The 19,608-nt window shown below is 67.1% G+C and carries 11 protein-coding genes; 7 read left to right on the top strand and 4 right to left on the bottom strand.

What is annotated here, in order from left to right; translation table 11 throughout:
- Entirely contained in the window at positions 1-3,627 is a 3,627-nt protein-coding gene (locus AC6UUM_RS13145) for a hydantoinase B/oxoprolinase family protein (protein WP_500804974.1), read from the bottom strand.
- A 187-nt stretch (positions 3,628-3,814) separates the two neighbouring features.
- Between AC6UUM_RS13145 and AC6UUM_RS13140 the strand changes: the two genes are divergently transcribed.
- Positions 3,815-4,585 (top strand): sulfite exporter TauE/SafE family protein, encoded by a 771-nt coding sequence (locus AC6UUM_RS13140; RefSeq protein WP_500802721.1) that lies wholly within the window; start codon positions 3,815-3,817, stop codon positions 4,583-4,585.
- Between the two features lie 2 nt (positions 4,586-4,587).
- On the opposite strand, the gene AC6UUM_RS13135 is transcribed toward AC6UUM_RS13140, so the two are convergent.
- The gene (locus AC6UUM_RS13135; RefSeq protein WP_500802720.1) at positions 4,588-5,613 is read right to left on the bottom strand and encodes a helix-turn-helix transcriptional regulator; all 1,026 of its coding nucleotides are present in this window, start codon (positions 5,611-5,613) and stop codon (positions 4,588-4,590) included.
- Positions 5,582-8,206 carry a DNA mismatch repair protein MutS gene (mutS, locus tag AC6UUM_RS13130; RefSeq protein WP_500804973.1) on the bottom strand — a complete coding sequence of 875 codons (2,625 nt, stop codon included), beginning with the start codon at positions 8,204-8,206 and terminating at the stop codon, positions 5,582-5,584. The genes AC6UUM_RS13135 and mutS overlap by 32 nt, the downstream gene beginning before the upstream one ends.
- A 145-nt stretch (positions 8,207-8,351) precedes the next feature.
- Here mutS and AC6UUM_RS13125 point away from each other — a divergent pair, with 145 nt between their 5' ends.
- The 6 genes from AC6UUM_RS13125 (at position 8,352) to AC6UUM_RS13100 (ending at position 16,135) form a co-directional block, all read left to right on the top strand.
- Positions 8,352-10,625, top strand: coding sequence for an NADP-dependent malic enzyme (locus AC6UUM_RS13125; protein WP_500802719.1), 2,274 nt, complete (start codon positions 8,352-8,354; stop codon positions 10,623-10,625).
- Complete coding sequence (locus AC6UUM_RS13120) at positions 10,622-11,386, top strand: alpha/beta hydrolase (RefSeq protein WP_500802718.1); 765 nt, start codon at positions 10,622-10,624, stop codon at positions 11,384-11,386. Before AC6UUM_RS13125 ends, AC6UUM_RS13120 begins: the two co-directional genes overlap by 4 nt.
- A complete protein-coding gene (queG, locus tag AC6UUM_RS13115) occupies positions 11,386-12,438 on the top strand; it encodes a tRNA epoxyqueuosine(34) reductase QueG (RefSeq protein ID WP_500804972.1) in 1,053 nt (350 codons plus the stop codon). The genes AC6UUM_RS13120 and queG overlap by 1 nt, the downstream gene beginning before the upstream one ends.
- Positions 12,435-13,355: a carbon-nitrogen hydrolase family protein gene (locus AC6UUM_RS13110; protein ID WP_500802717.1), complete on the top strand. Its 921-nt coding sequence runs from the start codon at positions 12,435-12,437 to the stop codon at positions 13,353-13,355. The genes queG and AC6UUM_RS13110 overlap by 4 nt, the downstream gene beginning before the upstream one ends.
- Positions 13,356-13,379: 24 nt before the next feature.
- Positions 13,380-14,972: a helicase HerA-like domain-containing protein gene (locus AC6UUM_RS13105; protein WP_500802716.1), complete on the top strand. Its 1,593-nt coding sequence runs from the start codon at positions 13,380-13,382 to the stop codon at positions 14,970-14,972.
- 152 nt (positions 14,973-15,124) lie between these two features.
- Entirely contained in the window at positions 15,125-16,135 is a 1,011-nt protein-coding gene (locus tag AC6UUM_RS13100; RefSeq protein ID WP_500802715.1) for an NADP-dependent oxidoreductase, read from the top strand.
- Positions 16,136-16,349: 214 nt separating this feature from the next.
- On the opposite strand, the gene AC6UUM_RS13095 is transcribed toward AC6UUM_RS13100, so the two are convergent.
- Positions 16,350-19,607, bottom strand: a complete 3,258-nt coding sequence (locus AC6UUM_RS13095; protein ID WP_500802714.1) for a hypothetical protein — start codon at positions 19,605-19,607, stop codon at positions 16,350-16,352.
- Position 19,608 lies beyond the last annotated feature (1 nt).

The following is a 19,608-nucleotide window of genomic DNA, read 5'->3' as shown; positions in this document are numbered from 1 at the left end:
TCAGCATGCGCCGAAGCCACCACCGCCTGGGGTTTCGATGACGATGCAATCGCCCGGCTGCAGGTCGGCGCGGGCGCAAGCCGCAAGGTCTTCGATACGGCCATCGCTGCGTTCCACGCGCGCCGTGCCGGGCAAGGCATCGCCGCCACCATCCAGGCCGAACGGACGCGTCAATCGGCGGCCCGACAGCAGGGAGGCGGTCATGGCCTCGCGGAAGCGGATGCGGCGCACCACGCCGTCGCCACCCGGCCAACGGCCAGTCCCGCCGGAACCGGGCCTGATGGTAAAATCTTCGACCAGCACCGGGAAGCGGGTTTCGAGCACTTCGGGGTCGGTCAGGCGGCTGTTGGTCATGTGGGTCTGCACCGCGCTGGCGCCGGCAAACCCGTCTCCGGCGCCGGCACCGCCGCAAATTGTCTCGTAATATTGGTGGTTTGCGTTGCCGAAGGTGAAATTGTTCATGGTGCCTTGGCTGGCCGCCAGCACGCCGAGCGCGCCGAACAGCGCATCGGTGATGATCTGGCTGGTTTCGACATTGCCCGCCACCACGGCGGCCGGCGCGGCGGGGCGCAACATGGTCGCTTCCGGCACGATCAGGGTGAGCGGGCGCATGCAGCCGTCGTTCATCGGCAAGTCGCTGCCCGCCAGACAGCGGAAGACATACAGCACCGCCGCCTGCGCCACCGAGAAGGGGGCATTGAAATTGTCCGGCAATTGCAGCGATGTGCCGGTGAAATCGATGGTCGCGCTGCGGGTGGTATGATCGATGCGCACCGCCAGGGCGATCTGCGCGCCATTGTCCATGGCCACCGTCATCGCGCCGTCGCGCAAAGCCGAAATGGCGTCGCGCACCGCGGCCTCGGCATTGTCCTGCACATGGTCCATGAAGGCGGCAACGGTCGCGCTGCCCTCCAGCCGGCACAGCGCGTCCAGCGCCTGACCGCCGCGCGCACAGGCGGCGGCCTGCGCCTTCAGATCGCCGATGCAGCGCGCCGGATCACGCGCCGGCCACGGGCCGCTGCCCAGCAGGGCGAGCATCTGATCTTCCAGGAAATTGCCCTGATCGATCAACAGGATATTGTCGATCAACACGCCTTCTTCATCAATCGTGCGGCTGTCGGGCGGCATCGATCCCGGCGTGATGCCGCCGATATCGGCCTGATGCCCGCGCGCTGCGACCCAGAAGCAGAGCGCGTTCTCAACGAACACGGGTGCTACCACCGTCACATCCGGCAAATGCGTGCCGCCCGCGAACGGATTGTTCAGCACGAACACATCGCCCGGCCGGATGCCGCGCGTGTGCCCGGCCCATTTTGCCATCACGGTGCGCACACTGTCGCCCATGGAACCCAGATGTACCGGCATGTGCGGCGCGTTGGCGACGAGATGGCCGTCACCGTCAAAGATGGCGCAGGAAAAATCCAGCCGTTCCTTGATGTTGACCGACCATGCGGTGGTTTTCAGCGCTTCGCCCATGTCTTCGGCGATGGCCATGAAGCGGTTGGCGAAGAGTTCGAGTTTGATGGGGTCTACTTGTGGCGGGGCTGGGGACCCCTCACCCCCCCGGATCAAGTCCGGGGCAGGCTGCTCGCTTCGCGAGTCGCCCTCTCCCCGCCCAGAAGCATTGGGGGGAGAGGGGAAGCGAGTCAACACCAGGTTCAGCGCTGCGTCCACCTCGGCCTGCCAGCCCTGTTCCACCAAGGTCGTGCCCGCATCATCGAGGATGCAGGCCGGGCCGGCAATACGCCAGCCGACGGGCAGATTCGCGCGCGCGTAAAATCCGGTCTTGCGCCATGCGCCGCCCAGAAACACCGGCCGCGTTGCCAGATGCGGGGCGCTCCTGGCTGCGGCTGCGGCCATGTTCGGCACCATGGGCGTTTCGCCCACCGCTTCGGCGATGAGCGCGTCCACCACCAGATCGGCGCCGGCCACGACAAAGCCGAAGCGCTGGGTCTGTGCGGCGGCAAATTCGCGCGCCAGCACCTCGGGTGCCGCCAGCGGCAGGGCGATGCCGCTGTCGCTGCCGGCATAGCGGATGCGCGCCTGCACCTGCACATCGGCCACCATTTCGCCCTGGTCGGCCAGGGCGGCGCGCGCCTGCTGCGCCAGTGCCGCCGCCGGGTCGGTAAGATCGAGACCCGGCGCCAGCGGCAGATTCAGCGTGCGTTCGCGCACCACCCGGCATTCGGCGAGGCCAATGCCGAACGCCGACAACAGGCCGGCCAGCGGATGGATCAGGATGCGCGTCATCCCCAGTTGATCGGCAATGGCGCAGGCATGTTGCCCGCCGGCCCCGCCGAAACAGGCCAGCGTGTAACGCGCCGCATCATGGCCGCGTGCGATGGAAATGCGCCTGATCGCTTGCGCCATCGTCTCCACCGCAATCGTCCGCGCGCCCGCCGCCAATTGTTCGGGCGCCCCCTGTTCACCTGATTGCCGCAGTTCGGCGACCAGTGCGCCGAATCCGGCCTGCACCGCATCCACATCCAACGGCTGCTGCCCATCATGGCCGAACAGCGCAGGGAACAGATCGGGCTGCAAGATGCCGATCAATACATTGGCATCGGTTATGGTCAGTGGCCCACCGCGGCGATAGGCGGCCGGGCCCGGCACCGCACCGGCGCTGTGCGGCCCCACCTTCAAACGGCCCGCTGCATGCGTGATGATCGATCCGCCGCCGGCTGCCACTGTGTCGATCTTCAACATCGGCACACGCAGCGGCACGCTGGCGATCGTCACCTCCTCGGCGCGTTCATATTGGCCATCCCACAACGACACGTCGGTGGAGGTGCCGCCCATGTCGAAGCCGATCAGGCGCAGTTCGCCGGCGCTGCGCCCGCTCGCCGCCATGCCGACAATGCCGCCGGCCGGGCCAGACAGGATCGCATCGCGGCCATGGAAATGCCCCGCGCGCGCCAGGCCGCCGTTGGATTGCATGAAATCGAGCCGAACACCCGGCAGCCCGGCGGCGACCCGGTTCACATAATCGCGCAAGGGGGGCGACAGATAGGCATCGACCACGGCCGTGTTGGCGCGCGGCACCAGCCGGATGACCGCGCCAACCTGGTGGCTGGCGGTGACTTGCGAGAAGCCGATCGTGCGCGCGATATCCGCCACACGTGCTTCGTGCGCCGGATGGGCATGGCCATGCAGGCAGGCAATGGCGATGCTGCGATAGCCCGCGTCATGGGCCGCTTGCAGCGCGGCGGCGGTGGCGGCCTCGTCCAGCGCGCGCAACACCGTGCCGTCGGCCGCCATGCGTTCGTCGATCTCGATCACGTCGCCATACAGCGGATCGGGCTTTTCGATCCGCAGCGCGAAAATCTGCGGCCGTGCCTGGTGGCCGATCCGCAGCGCATCGCGGTGGCCGCGGGTGATGGCCAGCACGGTGGCCGCGCCCTTGCGTTCGAGCAGGGCGTTGGTGGCGACCGTCGTGCCCATGCGCACGGCGGCAATCGGCGCCGGATCGTCCCCACGCAATCGCGCGATGCCGGCCAGCGCGGCGTCTTCATATTGTTCCGGCGCGTGGCTGAGCAGCTTGGCCGTGGCCAGCCTGCCATCGGACCGCAGCGCCACGATGTCGGTGAAGGTGCCGCCGCGATCGATCCAAAATTGCCAGCCCGCCATAAGGCCAGTGGTGGCGGGGTGGGGCAGGGCGGTCAAGGGGGCAAGCCATCCGCCGCCGACCGGCAGACGGGCTGGCGGTGCGGGCGCACAAGTTTTGCTGTCAGGTGATCGAAATCTTTGTCGCTTGCGGCGGTTCGGGCGATGGGGGAGGGTGATGGCGGCATGCCGGCCATTGGGGAGACATGGGTTGTTTGAATGGATCGCGGGTTTCGATTGGAATGCGATCCTGCCGTTCATCGCCATCGGCTTTGCGGCGCAGTTGGTCGATGGCGCGCTGGGCATGGCGTTTGGCATCATTTCCTCCACCCTGTTGATCAGCGTGATGGGGGTGCCGCCAGCGCGCGCGTCGGCCGGCGTGCATCTGGTGGAGATTTTCACCACCGGCGCTTCGGGGATCAGCCATATCGCCCTGCGCAATGTCGATTGGCGGCTGTTTGCGCGCCTGGCGGTGCCGGGTGTGGTCGGCGGGGTGACGGGGGCCTATCTGCTGGCCAGCATCGATGCAGCGGCGGCGCGGCCGTTCGTGATGGCCTATCTGGCCGGTGTCGGCATCTATCTGCTGGTGAAGGCGCTGCGTTATCCGCCGCAACAGGGCAGCCCGCGCTATGTCGCGCCGCTGGGGCTGATCGGCGGGTTCCTCGATGCAACGGGCGGCGGCGGCTGGGGGCCGGTGGTCACATCGAACCTGCTGGTGCAGGGCGCCGAAGTGCGGCGCACCGTCGGCACGGTGAACAGCGCAGAGTTTCTGGTGACGCTGGCGATTTCGGCCACCTTCGTATCCACCATCGGCCTGGAGGCGTTCACAACGGTCACCGCCGGTCTGCTGCTCGGCGGTCTGCTGGCGGCACCGCTGGGGGCGCTGGCGGTGCGGGTGATGCCGGTGCGCGGCCTGATGCTGATGGTCGGTGTAGTGTTGACCGCGACGAGTGTGTTCAGCCTGGTGCGCCTGATCAGCTGAGTTCAGGGCGCGGTATATTGCAGGCTGAGCCGGCGGAACAGCGAAGGCGTGACGCCAACGAATTCCTTGAACGCGGTGGCAAAATGCGCCTGGTTGGCAAAGCCGTGGCTTGAGGCGATATCGGCCATGGAACGCTCGCTGCTGGTGAGGACAGCGGCCGCCTGGCTGACCCGGCGGCGCAGGAAATAGCGCGCGGGCGTGAGGCCGGTTTTGCGCCGGAAGCCTGTGGCCAGTTCGTCGGCCTTCAGGTGAAACCGGTCGCCAATGTCCTTGATCGAGGGGATTTGGTCGCAGCACGAATCCACATAGGCGAGGATGGCGTCGAACTGCGCCGGATCGGCGAACGGTTCGTCGCCATGATCCAGATAATGTTCAAAAATATGGTGCAGCAGGAAGGTCTTGATCTGGCGGCCGGCGTCGTCGAGCGAATTGCCGGTGCGCTTGCAGGCCTGGCGCTCCCACAAATCGGCCCATTGCACGATGGTCTTGTCGATCAGGCCGCCAGTCACCGGCGGCAACGTCAATGGTGGCAGATCGAGAATGTCGGCAAAGGCTTCGATCCAGCGCGGATAGATCCACATGAAGGTCACATCGATCCGATGTTCCAGTGTCAGGGATGTCGGCTTGTTGGGGGCGAACAGTTCCACGACATTGATGCCAGCGGTGTGGGTGAGCGAGGCGCCGGCATGGCCCGGTTCAATGATCGGCAGCCGGCTGACGATGATGGTGAGCGGCGTGTCGGCATCGGCCGGAATATCGACCTTGATCGGCGGCCGTGCATCGAATCGCACCAGGCCGAAGCCATCGCCTTCATGCACACAGGTGATTTGCCCATGGCCTTCGCCATTGCTTGTGCTGGAATAGCCCAAAAGACGGCCAATGAAATCCTCGCGGCCACGCCCTGTTCCCGTCGTGCCAGGGACGAACTTGCTACCGATTGGGAAGATCATGAGCGCCCCGTAGGCCAGAGTGGGGCAAATTAAACGGCAAATCGTGTCAAGATGAAGGCGCCTGCGCGGCTTTTGCATCAGCCTGGGCTTGCAACGCCGCCAGCAGGTCCAGCGCTTCACGCGGAGTGATGCTGTCGATATCGATGGCGGCCAGTTGTTCGCGCAAAGGGTCGGCGGCGGCAGCGGTGGGGGCGGCGAAAAGGGGCAACGTGTCCACCCCGGCGGCGATCCCGCCGGTCTGGTCGCGGCGGGCTTCCAGCCGGGTGAGCACGGCGCGGGCACGGGCGAGGACGGGGGCGGGCACGCCGGCGAGGCGGGCCACCGACAGGCCATAGCTCTTGTCGGCGCTGCCCGGCACCACCTGGTGCAGGAACACCAGATCGCCGCGCCATTCGCGCACCTTCACGGTCACACTCGCCAGACCGGAGAGCTTGGCGGTGAGCGGCACCAGTTCATGATAATGGGTGGCGAACAGGCAGCGGCAATTGAGATCGTCGTGCACCGATTCCAGCACTGCCCAGGCGATGGCGAGGCCATCATAGGTGCTGGTGCCGCGGCCGACCTCGTCAAGGATGACCAGGCTGCGATTGGTCGCGCCGGTCAGGATGGCCGCGGTTTCGACCATCTCGACCATGAAGGTGGAGCGGCCCTCTGCCAGATCGTCGGCGGCGCCAACGCGGCTGTAAAGCCGATCGATGATGCCGATATGCGCCGATGCCGCCGGCACATGGGAACCGGCCTGCGCCAGCACGGCGATCAGCGCATTCTGGCGCAGAAAGGTGGATTTGCCGGCCATGTTCGGGCCCGTCACCAGCCACACCCGGGCGTCGAACGACAGATCGCAATCATTGGGCGTGAAGCGCGTGCCCGACGTGCGCACCGCCAGCTCGACGACCGGATGGCGGCCGGCAACGATGGCAAAGCCCGTGCTGTGATCGACGTGTGGCCGGCACCAGTTTTCAGAGGCCGCCAGTTCGGCGAGCGCGGCGCCGACATCGATGCGGGCGAGCGCAGCAGCGGTTTCCAATATGGCGGATTGCTGGCCGAGGATGGCGTCGCGCAGCTCTTCCAGATGCGCGGCTTCGGCAGCCAGCGCATGATCGGCGGCGCTGGCGATGCGGCTGGCCAGATCGCCGAGTTCGGGACTGCTGAACCGCACCGCGCCCGCCATTGTCTGGCGGTGGATGAAGCCGGAGCTGGGCAGCAGCAGCGGATCAGCGCGGGCGGCCGGCACTTCGATATGATAGCCCAGCACATTGTTGTGACGGATTTTCAGCGCCGTGATGCCGGTTTGCGCTTTCAATCTGGTTTCCATCGCAGCTACGGCGGAGCGGCCGTCGCGGGCGGTTTCGCGCAGCGTATCGAGCGCCGCATCAAAGCCGGGGCGGATGGCGCCGGGCAATTCCAGCGGCGGTTCATCGGCAAGCGTGCGCGCCAGTTGCTCGACCAGCGCGCCGATCCGGCTGCCGTCTGCGCCGATGCGCGCCAGCGTGTCGGCCAGCAGCACCGGCGGCCCGGCCAGCGATGCCGTCGCTGCAAGTGCGCGTTTCAGCGCCAGCGCGCCGGCCAGGCCCTTGTGCAACTGCCCCAGATCGCGCGGGGACCAGCGGCCGATGGCAATGCGGGCCAGCGCGCGGGCCACATCCGCCAGGCCCTTCAGCGTCTCACGCGTGGCGGCGCGGGTGATGGGATCGGCGATGAACCAGCCGACCAGATCGAGCCGGGCATTGATGGCGGCAGCGTCGGTGAGTGGCGCGGCAAGGTCTTCGCCCAATTGGCGTGCACCGCCGGCAGTCACGGTGCGATCGATGGCGGATTCGAGGCTGTGGCGCGTGTTCGCGCGCGCCAGTTCCAGGCTGGCGCGCGTGGCGGCATCGATGGCCATGGTGCTGCCGGGCAGCTCGCGGCGCGGTGGCAGGATCAGCGGCGCCGCGTCGCGGGCGGTTTCCTGCACATAGGCGAGCAAGGCGCCGGCGGCGGCCAGTTCGGCCTTTGTGAACTGGCCCCAGCCGTCGAGCGTGACGACGCCGAAACGGGATTTGAGCGCGGTTTCGGCGCGGGTGGCGCTGAATTCGGCCGAAGGGCGCGCGGTGCCGATTTGGCCGCTGCCTTCGGGCACCAATGTTTCGGCGGGGCTGAGGCGGGCCAATTCGGCGCGCAGATCGGCCAGGCTGCCAGCGCGGGTGTGGAAGGCGCCAGTGCTGAGGTCGAGCCAGGCGAGGCCGGCGGATATGTCTTGGTCAGACCCACCCCCAGCCCCTCCCGCGAGCGGGATGGGAGCAGATAGCGCCGCCAGCCAGTTGGCGCGCTTGGGTTCGAGCAGGCCGGCTTCGGTAACGGTGGCCGGCGTGACGATGCGGACGATGGCGCGGGCGACGACGCTTTTGCCGCCGCGCTTCTTTGCCTCGCGCGGGTCTTCGATCTGTTCGGCAATGGCAACATGGTGGCCGGCGCGGATCAGGCGGGCCAGGTAATTCTCATGGGCGTGCACCGGCACGCCGCACATCGGGATCGGCTGGCCGCCATGTTCGCCGCGCTTGGTCAGCGCGATATCGAGCGTGGCGGCAGCGCTGGCGGCATCGTCGAAGAAGAGTTCATAGAAATCGCCCATGCGGAAAAACAGCAGCGCATCAGGCACCTCGGCCTTGATGGTCAGATATTGCGCGATCATGGGCGAGGCAGCGGTCACGAGGCTGGGATAGCGCGGGGGGCCGATGTCGTGAAGGGGCGCCGTCCGCCGGGGCGGCATTTGCGCTTGCCCCTTTGCTGCCGCAATCCTATCGCTGGGGTGACGGGGTTTTGAGCGGGCGTGGGCGATGAGCAGCAAGAACGACACAGGCAGCGATCAGGATTTCGGTGACCGCGAGGCGCTGATCTATCACCGCACCGGCAAGGCCGGGAAGATCGACATCGTGGCGTCAAAGCCGATGGCGACGCAGCGTGACCTCAGCCTCGCCTATTCGCCTGGTGTGGCAGCGCCCGTGCGCGCCATCGCCGCCGATCCCGATGCGGCCTATGATTATACGATCAAGGGCAATCTGGTCGCGGTGATCTCCAACGGCACCGCCATCCTGGGCCTGGGCAATCTGGGTGCCCTCGCCTCGAAGCCGGTGATGGAAGGCAAGGCCGTGCTGTTCAAGCGCTTTGCCGATATTGACAGCATTGATCTGGAAGTTGCCACCGAGGATGTCGACAAGTTCATCGCCTGCGTCGAGCTGCTGGAGCCGTCGTTCGGCGGCATCAACCTTGAGGATATCAAGGCGCCGGAATGCTTCATCATCGAAACCACGCTGAAGGAACGGATGAACATCCCGGTCTTTCACGATGATCAGCACGGCACCGCGATTGTCGCCGCAGCTGGCATGATCAACGCCCTGCACCTGACCGGGCGGCGGCCGGAAGATGTGAAGATGGTGGTGAACGGCGCTGGCGCGGCCGCCATCGCCTGCACCGAATTGATCAAGGCCTATGGTGTCAAGAATGTCCTGATGTGTGACACCGAAGGCGTGATTTACGTTGGGCGCCAGAAGGGCATGAACCAGTGGAAATCCGCGCATGCGGCGGTAACGGAGGCGCGCAGCCTGGAAGAGGCGATGCAAGGCGCAGACGTGTTCCTGGGCCTGTCCAAAAAGGGCGCGGTGAGCGAGGCGATGGTGGCGGCGATGGCGCCCAATCCGATCATCTTTGCCATGGCCAACCCGGATCCGGAAATCACGCCGGAAGATGTGGCGAAGGTCCGCAGCGATGCCATCGTCGCGACCGGGCGCAGCGATTATCCCAACCAGGTCAACAATGTCCTGTGCTTCCCCTATCTGTTCCGCGGCGCACTGGATGTGCGGGCGACCGCGATCAACGAGGACATGAAGCTGGCAGCGGCCAACGCCATCGCCAGCCTGGCGCGCATGCCGGTGCCCGATGAAGTGGCGGCAGCCTATGGCGGCAAGGCGCGCAATTTCGGCCCGGAATATATCATACCGGCGCCGTTCGATCCGCGCCTGATCGAACATATCCCCACCGCAGTCGCCAAGGCAGCAATGGCATCGGGCGTGGCGCGCAAGCCGTTTTTCGATGAGGACGCCTATCGCCAGGAACTGCGCGGGCGGCTGAATCCCACCACGTCGATCCTGCAAGGCGCCATCGAAAACGCCCAAAGCCGGCCAAGGCGGGCGGTGTTTGCCGAAGCCGAACAGGATGTCGTGCTGCGCGCCGCCGTGAACTGGCGCAACAGCGGTTACGGCACGCCGGTGCTGGTTGGCCGCGAAGGCCCGGTGCGCGAAGGGCTGGTGCGGCTGGGGGTTGATGATCCCGACAGCTTCGAGATCCACAACAGCGCGATTTCGCCGCTGGTGCCGGCGATGGTCGATTATCTGTACGAACGTGTGCAGCGCCGCGGCATGCTGCACCGAGATGTGCAGCGCATGGTCAATCACGAGCGCAACGTGTTCGGCGCGCTGCTGGTGGCGATGGGCGAAGCCGATCTGATGCTGACCGGCGTGACGCGCAATTTTGCCACCACCTATCGCCAGGTGCGCCAGGTGATCGATCCGTTGCCCGGTTGCCGCCCGTTCGGCATCCACATGCTGGTCGGCAAGCAGCAGACGATCTTCATCGCCGATACCACCGTCACTGAACGGCCGACAGCACAGACGCTGGCGACCATCGCCATCGAAACCGCCGCCGTCGCCCGCCGGCTCGGCCAGGAACCGCGTGTCGCCTTCCTCAGCTACAGCAATTTCGGCAACCCGCGCGGCGAGTTTGTCGACAATCTGCGCGGTGCCATCGAGTTGCTCGATCAGCGCCAGGTCGGGTTCGAATATGAAGGCGAAATGTCGGCCGATGTGGCGCTCAATCCGGCGATGCGGGCGCAATATCCGTTCAGCCGCCTGTCCGGCCCGGCCAATGTGCTGATCATGCCCGGCCTGCACAGCGCCAACATCGCGGCGAAATTGATCAAGGAAGTCGCCAATCTGCGGGTGGTCGGGCCCATGTTGGTCAACATGTCGAAGCCGGTGCAGATCGTGCCGATGAACAGTTCGGCCGGCGATATCGTCACGCTGGGCGTGCTCGCCGCCACCGGCGTGGTGTGTTGAAGCCGCCGATCCTGCTCATCCACGGCATGTGGTCCACCCCGGCCACATTTTCGCGGCTGCGTCCGGTGCTGGAGGCAGCCGGGCACGCGACGCATGCGCCGGCGCTGCCTTGGCACGACCGCCCGGCCAGCCTGCCGCCGCCGCCTGAGCTCGGCACGCTGTCGATCACCTCTTACGTCGATTATCTCGCCACCGAAGCCGCCGCCCTTGGCCGCCCGCCGGTGATCCTCGGCCATTCGATGGGCAGCCTGCTGGCGCAGTTGCTGGCGCTGCGGGTGCCGCACGCCGGCCTGGTGCTGCTGTCGCCGGCCGCGGCGGCCAATGCCCAGGCGGCCAGCATCGATCCGCTGCGCACCATGAAGAATGTCGTGACAAAATGGGGCTGGTGGGAAAAGCCGACGCTGTTCGATGAAGCCGGCGCGCGCTGGGGTTGTTTCAACGGCGTGCCCGATGCGGTGACGGCGGCCGAAACCGCGGCCTTGGTGTGGGATTCAGGGCGCGTGCTGGCCGAAATCGCATTGCCGCCGCTGTTCGGCAACGTCACGCGGGTGGATTATGCCCGGCTTACGCAGCCGGCGCTGGTGGTCGTGGGCAGCCAGGATCGCACCACGCCGCCCGGCATTGCGCGCGCCACCGCGCGACAATTGCCCGGCCGGGTGGATTATCAGGAAATCCCGCAAGCGCCGCACTGGCTGTTCTGGGGCGAACTGGAACAACAGGTCGGCGCCATGGTGACGGGGTGGCTGAACACACTCGATTGATCGCGGCGTCCGCCGCGGGGGGATTGGTCTCTGCACTGCGCAGCGAAGCTGAGCGGCTGGGCTTTGCCGCGCTGGGCGTGTGCAGCGCTGACGCTGTGCCGCAGGCCGGGGCGCGATTGCGGCAATGGCTGGCCGATGGCTGCCACGGCGAGATGATCTGGATGGAAAGCCGCGCCGATGAACGCGCGTCGCCGCAGGGCCTGTGGCCGGCGGTGCGCAGCGTCATCATGCTGGGCACCAGCTATGCGCCGGCGCTCGATCCGCTGCGGCTGGCGGGGGTGGGCGATACCGGCGTGATCAGCGTCTATGCCTGGAACCGCGACTATCATGATCTGATCAAGAAACGGCTGAAGGCGCTGGCGCGCTGGCTGGTGGCGGCCGCGCCTTCGGAACTGAAGGTCTTCGTCGATACCGCGCCGGTGATGGAAAAGCCGCTGGCCGCCGCCGCCGGGCTGGGCTGGCAGGGCAAGCACACCAATCTGGTGAGCCGCGATCACGGCAGCTGGCTGTTTCTGGGCGCGATTTATACGACGCTCGATCTGCCATTGGATGCGCCGCATGCCGACCGCTGCGGCAGTTGCACCCGCTGCCAGACCGCCTGCCCGACCGATGCCTTCCCATCGCCCTACCGCCTCGATGCGCGGCGCTGTCTGGCCTATCTGACCATCGAACACGCCGGCCCGATCCCGCTGGAGTTTCGCGCGCCGATGGCCAACCGCATCTATGGCTGTGATGATTGCCTGAGTGTCTGCCCGTGGAACCGCTTTGCGAAAGCCACCGAGGAGCCGGCGTTCATGCCGCGCAGCGAACTGACCGCGCCGAAGCTGGCGGACTTGCTGGCGCTTGACGATGCAGCATTCCGCGCATTGTTTTCGGGCAGCGCCATCAAGCGCATCGGGGTCAATCGCTTCATCCGCAATTGCCTTTATGCGGCGGGCAACAGTGGCGATGCGACGTTGCGGCTGGCGGTGGCGGCGCATCTTTTCAGCGATGATGCTGTGGTGGCCGACGCGGCGGCCTGGGCAATGGCGCAATTGGAGGGCACGACATGAGCATCCCCACCGGCACGGCGCGGCTCGCGGCGCTGCAAATCGGCAGCCGGGCGACCACGGCGGAAACGCTGGACGCGCTGATGGCGCGGCGCAGCGAATTGGTCGACGCGCGGCCCGATCTGCTGGTGCTGCCCGAGGCGTTGTTGGGCGGCTATCCCAAGGGCCAGGATTTCGGCGTGCGGCTCGGCTATCGCACCAATCGTGGCCGCGATGCGTTCCGGCGCTATTGGGAGCAGGCGGTGGAACTGGATGGGCCGGAAGTGGCGGCGCTGGCGGACCTGGCCGGCAGCATCGGCACCACCCTGATCGCCGGCGCGATCGTGCGCGAAGGCGCGACATTGCAATGCGCGGCGCTGCATTTCACGCCCGATGGCCAATTCGCCGGCCATCGCCGCAAATTGATGCCGACCGCCGCCGAACGGCTGGTGTGGGGGCAGGGCGGCGCGGCAGACGTGCGCAGCTTTGACTCACCCATCGGGCGCATCGGCGCGCCGATCTGCTGGGAAAATTACATGCCGCTGCTGCGCACCGCGCTCTATGGCCAGGGCGTGACACTATGGGCCGCACCGACCGTCGATGAACGGCCGCAATGGGAAATCACCATGCGCCATATCGCACTGGAAAGCCGATGTTTCGTGGTGAGTGCCTGCCAGTGGGTGCCGCCGGGCCAGACAGCTCTGGACGAACCGATCACCCTGCGTGACCGGCCTGATTTTGCCCCGATGATTGCTGGCGGCAGCCTGATCGTCTCGCCGCTGGGCGACGTGCTGGCCGGGCCAGTGCGCGGCGGCGAAGGGTTGATCACAGCCGAGGTCGATCTGGCCGATGTGGTGCGCGCGCGTTTTGATTTCGACGCGGCCGGCCATTATGCCCGGCCTGATGTTTTTCGGCTGGACGTTTCGGGCGGCCCAAGCTGAAACTTCGCCGCAGGGGAGAGACGCGTGACGGATTCATTGTTCATCGGCCTGAGTGACGAAGATGTGCCACAGGTGCTGGTGCTGAAACGCGCCAATCGCCACGGCTTGATTGCGGGGGCCACCGGCACCGGCAAGACGGTGACCCTGCAGGGCCTGGCCGAAGGCTTCAGCCGCGCCGGCGTGCCGGTGTTCCTGGCCGATGTGAAGGGCGACATCGCCGGCATGGCCAAGGCCGGCAGCGAGGCCGCCGGGTGGACCGGCAAGCGCGCCGCCGAATTGAAGATGGACGATTATGATTATGCCGCCTGCCCGGTGGTGTTCTGGGATTTGTTCGGCCAACAGGGCCACCCGATCCGCACCACGATTTCCGAAATGGGGCCGCTGCTGCTGGCGCGGCTGATGGGCCTGAACGAGACGCAGGAAGGCGTGCTGACCATCGCCTTCAAATATGCCGATGAAAACGACATGCTGCTGCTCGATCTGGAAGATCTGCAGGCGATGCTGGCTTGGGTGTCTGACAATGCCGGCGCGCTTTCGAGCAAGTACGGCAATGTCACCAAGGCCAGCGTCGGTTCGATCCAGCGTCAGTTGCTGCAACTGGAAACCCAGGGCGGCGCGGCATTTTTCGGCGAACCGGCGCTGGATATCGCCGATTTCATCGCGCTGGATGGGCGCGGGCATGGCCGGGTTAACATCCTCGCCGCCGACAAGTTGATGCAGTCGCCCCGGCTCTATGCGACCTTCCTGCTCTGGCTGCTGTCCGAACTGTTCGAAACGCTCCCCGAGATCGGCGATCCCGACAAGCCCAAGCTGGTGTTCTTCTTTGACGAAGCCCACCTGCTGTTCGACGAGGCACCCGATGCGCTGCTCGACAAGGTGGAGCAGGTGGTGCGGCTGATCCGATCAAAAGGCGTTGGCGTCTATTTCATCAGCCAGAACCCCATCGATATTCCGGAGAAGGTGGCCGGGCAGCTGGGCAATCGCGTGCAGCACGCGCTCAGGGCCTTCACCCCGCGCGACCAAAGGGCGATCAAATCGGCGAGCGAGACGTTTCGGCCCAATCCGCGGCTGGATGTGGCGCGCGTCATCACCGAGATGAAGGTGGGCGAGGCGCTGGTTTCGACTTTGATGCCCGATGGCGCGCCGTCGCCGGTGGAGCGCACCCGCGTCGGCCCGCCGCGCAGCCGGGTCGGGCCGATCACGACGGGCGAGCGCATGGACGTGATCAATGCCTCACCGTTCGCCGGCAAATATGATGAGTTGATCGACCGCGAATCCGCCGCCGAGCTCCTGGTGATGAAGCGCGAGGACAGCGCGGCGCAGGCGCAAGCAGAGAAGCAGGCGGCGTTGCAGGCCAAGCTCGATGCGCAGGCCGCCAAGGAAGAGGCCAAGCTGGAGGCGCAGGCGGCCAAGGAAGCGGCGCGGCTGGCGGCGCAGCGGGAACGCGAGGCGGCCCGGCTGGAGGCAGCGCGGGCCCGCGCCGCCGCGCGGCCCAGCGCCACTGAAAAGGCCATCGCCGCGGCAACGACGTCGGCCGCGCGCAGCATTGGCCGGCAATTGGCCGGCAGTGTGGGCAAGAGCCTGGTGCGCGGGATTTTGGGGAGCCTGTTCAAATAGGCATTTTCCCACCCCCAGCCCCTCCCGCTTGCGGGAGGGGAGCCGTGTAGGCTGGTGGTGAACGCGCTCACGATTGCGCCAATCTGCTCCCCTCCCGCTTGCGGGAGGGGCTGGGGGTGGGCATGGTGTCGCAAAATCCAAGGGAGACACACATGACCACCACGCGCAAATGGCTGCTGAAATCCCGCCCGCATGGCGCCTTGCAGGACAGTGATTTCGATCTTGTCACCATGCCCCTGCCCGAAGTCGGCGACGGGCAGTTCCTTGTTCGCCTCACCCATTTCAGCTTCGACCCCACCCAGCGCGGCTGGCTGGGCGGCGATACCTATCTGCCGGCCGTGCCGATTGGTGGGGTGGTGCGGGCTGGCGGGATTGGGGAGGTGATCGAAAGCCGCCATCCCAAGTTTGCCGTGGGCGATATCGTACAGGGCACCTTCGGCTGGCAGGAACATGCGCTGAGCGATGGCATGACCGAAACCGGGCCGGTGACGAAATTGCGCGCTGGCATCACGCCGGAACAGGCGCTGGGCGTGTTCGGCGTGACGGGGCTGACCGCCTGGTTCGGCCTGACCGAGATCGGCAAGCCCAATGCTGGCGATACCGTTCTGGTCTCGGGTGCGGCTGGCGCCACCGGCAGTGTGGTGGTGCAGGTGGCCAAGGCGTTGGGTTGCAAGGTCATCGGCATCGCCGGCGGCGCGGAAAAATGCGCCTGGGTGGTGGAACAGGCCGGTGCTGATGCCTGCATCGATTATCGCGCCGGCGGCGTCGGCCGCCAGATCCGCGAACATGCGCCGAAAGGCGTCAATGTGGTGTTCGAAAATGTCGGCGGCGAAATCCTCGATGCGGCATTGGCCAATCTGGCGCTGAATGCGCGCGTCGTGCTGTGCGGCGGCATTTCCAGTTATAACGACACTGCCGAGGATCGCACCCCTGGCTTGCGCAATTACATGAACCTCACCGTGATGCGCGGGCGCATGGAAGGCTTCATCGTGCTGGATTTCGCCAAGCGCTATGGCGAGGGCGTGGCGGCCTTGTCCAAGCTGATGGCTGACGGCAAGCTGAAGACCGCCGAGGATGTGGCGCACGGTTTCGAAAATTGCCCGGCGACGCTGCGGCGCCTGTTCGAAGGCAAGAATTTCGGCAAGCAACTGTTGCGCGTTTAGAGTCGATTGCGTTTGGGTTGCAGCGACAAAGCTCCCTCCCTTCAAGGGAGGGCGAGAGACGAGCCGCAGGCGAGGCACGTGGGTGTTGTCCGTGGGCACGAGCGGGATCACCCACCCCCCCGGATCAAGTCCGGGGCAGGCTGCTCGGCTGGCGCCGAGTCGCCCTCCCTTGAAGGGAGGGAGCAAGGGCGTTTCCATCAATCTGCAATCGACTCTAGCGAATGGCGTTGTTGAATTCCGTTGCGGCCGGGCCGGTGAGTGCAGCGAGGAAGATGTGCCAATCCGGCACAAGGCCGGGCCGGCCATCCGGGTTCCAGATGTCGTGGTCGGCCTGGGATGTCGGGTCGGCCACGGCGGGATAGGCGGCGGGGTTGACCCGGCTCTTGCCGCCGCGTTCGTTCAGGCGGCGCAGGGCGCGCACCGCGTCCGCCGGGTCTTCCGGCGTGTTGCCGGCGGGCAGGCCGAGCGCCTGGCCAAGCAGCGTCAGCCGGGCAGCGCGCACCGCCGCGGGGCGGCCGTCTACGATCGCTTCATCGAACAGTGCAGCCGACAAGGCGCTGTCAAAGCTGAGACCGCGCCGCCAGCCATGGGCGCTGCCGGTGATCAATACGGCATCATCGACGATCAAGGTGGTGGTGCCCAGATGCAGGCTGCGGCCAGGGCCAGCGGTGGGGGAGAGCAGTACGACCCGCGCCGGCGCAGCGGCCTGCAATGCGGCCAGCGCCGCGCCGATGCCGGCCTTGCGAATGGCCTCCAGCTTGGCGGTCTGGCCGGGCAGGAAGCGCTGTGGCACCATCAGGATCACCACCAGGCCGGGCCGCACCGTCAGCCGGGCGGTGAGCGCCGTGATCAGCGCATTGGGGCCGCTTTGCGCATCGAGCGCCGGGGTTTCCAAGTAGATCAGATCTTCGGCGCGGGCGATGGCCGCCAGCGCGGCAGTGGCAAATTCCTGTGCACCGTCGCGGGTCTTCACGATCAGCCGGTCCAGCGCCGCCGCGGCCAGATCATCATCGAAATTGGCCGTATCGATCACGGCATCCAGATCCTGGCCCGATGCGGTTTCGAGATCGGTTTTCAGGCTGCTCCAGCTCGCGCCGGGGGTGAAAACGCGGCCGTTGTTGAGCAAGTCGCGGATGGCATCATCGCCGTGCATGCCGTGGGTGGTGGTTTCCAGGATGGCCGTCCACGCGCCCGCCGTGCCGGGATCGGCGGTGGCCGTGAAGGGCCGGCCAGCCAGCGGCACATAGCCAAGGATCGACGTTGCCTGCCGCTCGATCATCAGCAGGCGCAGGCGGTCGGCGGCGGGGCCGGCGATGGCGAGGCCGGTGCCATGAACGTCGCTGCCGGCCGGGATGCCGGGATGGCCAAGCTGCGCCGGCGGCGCCTGGTGCAGGCTGGACAGGCCGGGCGTGCCGCCGATGACGGCAGTGCCGGTGGCGTCGCGCACCGCAAGCTCCCGCCGTTCCTGGCTGGGCACGGGCTGGCCCCAGCCGTCGACGCGGGTAAGGGAATCGCGGGTGCGGCGCACCAGGGTGGCGCCCGCCGGGACGGTTGTGAGCGTGCCTTCCGGCGTCTGGCCAAAGGCCGGCTGGGTGATGATCAGCGTGTCCCCAGCGGCCACCGCCACTGGCAGCGTAGCGGCATCCATGTCGGCCGCGATAAGGGTGGCGGGATCGAGCAGCGCCAGCGTGCCGGCGGTATCGGCCAGCACGCGATCGCCGGAACGCCAGCCGCTGCCGCCGATCACGAACGGCTGGCCACGGCTGGTGTTGATGAAGCTGGCGCCGGCGGGCGCGGCGCGGGAGACGCGGGCGCCGGCCAGCAGCGCCGGCCGGTCAAAGCGCAGATCGGCGAAATAGCGCGAGCCTCCATCGATGACGACCAGCGCATCTGCCGACAGGGACGCGCTGGCCTGGCCGTCGGGCAACGGCAGGATGACGAAGGCTTCACCAAGATTGTCGGCGATGGCGCTGCCGCCGGTCTGGCGCACGCGGCGGCCGGTGGCGGTATCGATGCCGTGCGTCCACACCCGGATCCAGCTGTTCGGCGGCAGATCGCCCGCTTCGAAATGCAGCACGATGGTCTGGTCCGCGACCGAGCCGCCGCCACCGCTGGCGCTGCCTTCGCCGGCCAGCGCGCGGGGCGTGAAGACCAGGCTGGCGGGCAGCGGGCCAGCGCCGAAGCTGGCCGGCGGCGTGGTGGCACCCCAATCAGCATCGAGCACCGGGCTCATCAGGCTGGCGGCCCCGGCGGCGAGCGTGGCCATGGCGCGTGCCGCGACCGCGTCGGTGTTGGTCAAAACCGGATTTGGCGCGGTGTTGCGCGCCGCAGTGACGCGCAGGCGCGGGTTGGCTTGGGCAGCGTGGGCGCGGGTGCGGCCGACCAGGTGGCTTTCGATGTCGATCAGGGCGACTCGGGCGAAATCCCGATCGAAGGCGGCGGGCCAAGCAGCGTCCGTCCAGCCGGCAAAAGGCGTCGCGGTGGCGGGCGCGGCATAGGTGCCGCCGGGCAGCAGTGCGAGGCGCGGGATGGCGAGAATGTCGGTATCGGCAGACGCAGCGGCGGAGAGCGCGATAATGGGGGCCGCGCCAATGGTATAGAGCGCGGTCGAACCGCTGACCTGGGTGAGATCGCTGAGGTTCAGGCGGGCGCGGCTGGCGGAGTCGAGCGGGCCTTCATGGGCATTGACCAGCGCAACCACGCGCCCGGTGTTGACAGTCGCGGTGCGCTGATTGGCGGCGGTGCTGGACGCCCAGAGATTGCTCCAGGTGCCGGCGGCGGCCATCCGCGCCCACCAGGTGGCGACGGCGCCAGCATCGAGCGCGCGGCCGCGATGATCGAAACACCAGAGCCGCACCGACAAGGGCGCCCCGGTGCGGTTTTGCAGCGCTATGGCGGAGCCGGTTTCAGGGCGGCACAATTCGGTGACTGGCTGGGTGCCGTTGCTGGGCGGGGTGCCGGGGGACAGGCCCAGGAACCGCGCCGGATCAAAGCCCGGCGGCGTCGTATCGAAATTGGCCGCGCGCAATTGTTCGATGGCGGCCATGGTGCCGGCCTTGTTCGCCGGAATCTCCAGCGCGAAGTGGCGCACGCGCGGCCGCGCGCTGGCCCCGGCAGCCAGCGGCTGGCCATCCGGCGATGGCAGCGGCGCGGCCAGCGTTGCCAGCCTGGCCTCCACCTCCGGCAGCAGGGTGAGCAGCACGACCAAATTGCCATCGGCAAAGGCCGGGGTGCCGTTCTCGGCGCGCAGCGGTGCCAGCGCCGCCGGGCGCGGGCTGCTGGCAAACAGATAGCGGCGCAGGGCCCCGGCCGGCGCGCGCCATTCCATATCGACCGACAGGGTGAGCGGGATGGCGAGATCGCCGTCGGGCAGCGGCAGGGTGGGCGGCGTGTCGAATGCATGTCGAAACCACGGCCCCAGCGCTGGTGAGGCCAGGTGGAGATCGGATGGTGCGGGCACGAGATTGACCATG

This window comes from Sandarakinorhabdus sp. (assembly GCF_987265915.1).
This window is presented reverse-complemented; position numbering and strand designations above follow the sequence as displayed.

Bases quoted from the DNA above. Each gene is read 5' to 3' on its own strand.
- AC6UUM_RS13145 (WP_500804974.1), bottom strand. From the start codon at position 3,627: ATGGCGGGCTGGCAATTTTGGATCGATCGCGGCGGCACCTTCACCGAC.
- AC6UUM_RS13135 (WP_500802720.1), bottom strand. From the start codon at position 5,613: ATGCAAAAGCCGCGCAGGCGCCTTCATCTTGACACGATTTGCCGTTTA.
- mutS (WP_500804973.1), bottom strand. From the start codon at position 8,206: ATGATCGCGCAATATCTGACCATCAAGGCCGAGGTGCCTGATGCGCTG.
- AC6UUM_RS13125 (WP_500802719.1), top strand. From the start codon at position 8,352: ATGAGCAGCAAGAACGACACAGGCAGCGATCAGGATTTCGGTGACCGC.
- AC6UUM_RS13110 (WP_500802717.1), top strand. From the start codon at position 12,435: ATGAGCATCCCCACCGGCACGGCGCGGCTCGCGGCGCTGCAAATCGGC.
- AC6UUM_RS13100 (WP_500802715.1), top strand. From the start codon at position 15,125: ATGACCACCACGCGCAAATGGCTGCTGAAATCCCGCCCGCATGGCGCC.
- AC6UUM_RS13095 (WP_500802714.1), bottom strand. From the start codon at position 19,607: ATGGTCAATCTCGTGCCCGCACCATCCGATCTCCACCTGGCCTCACCA.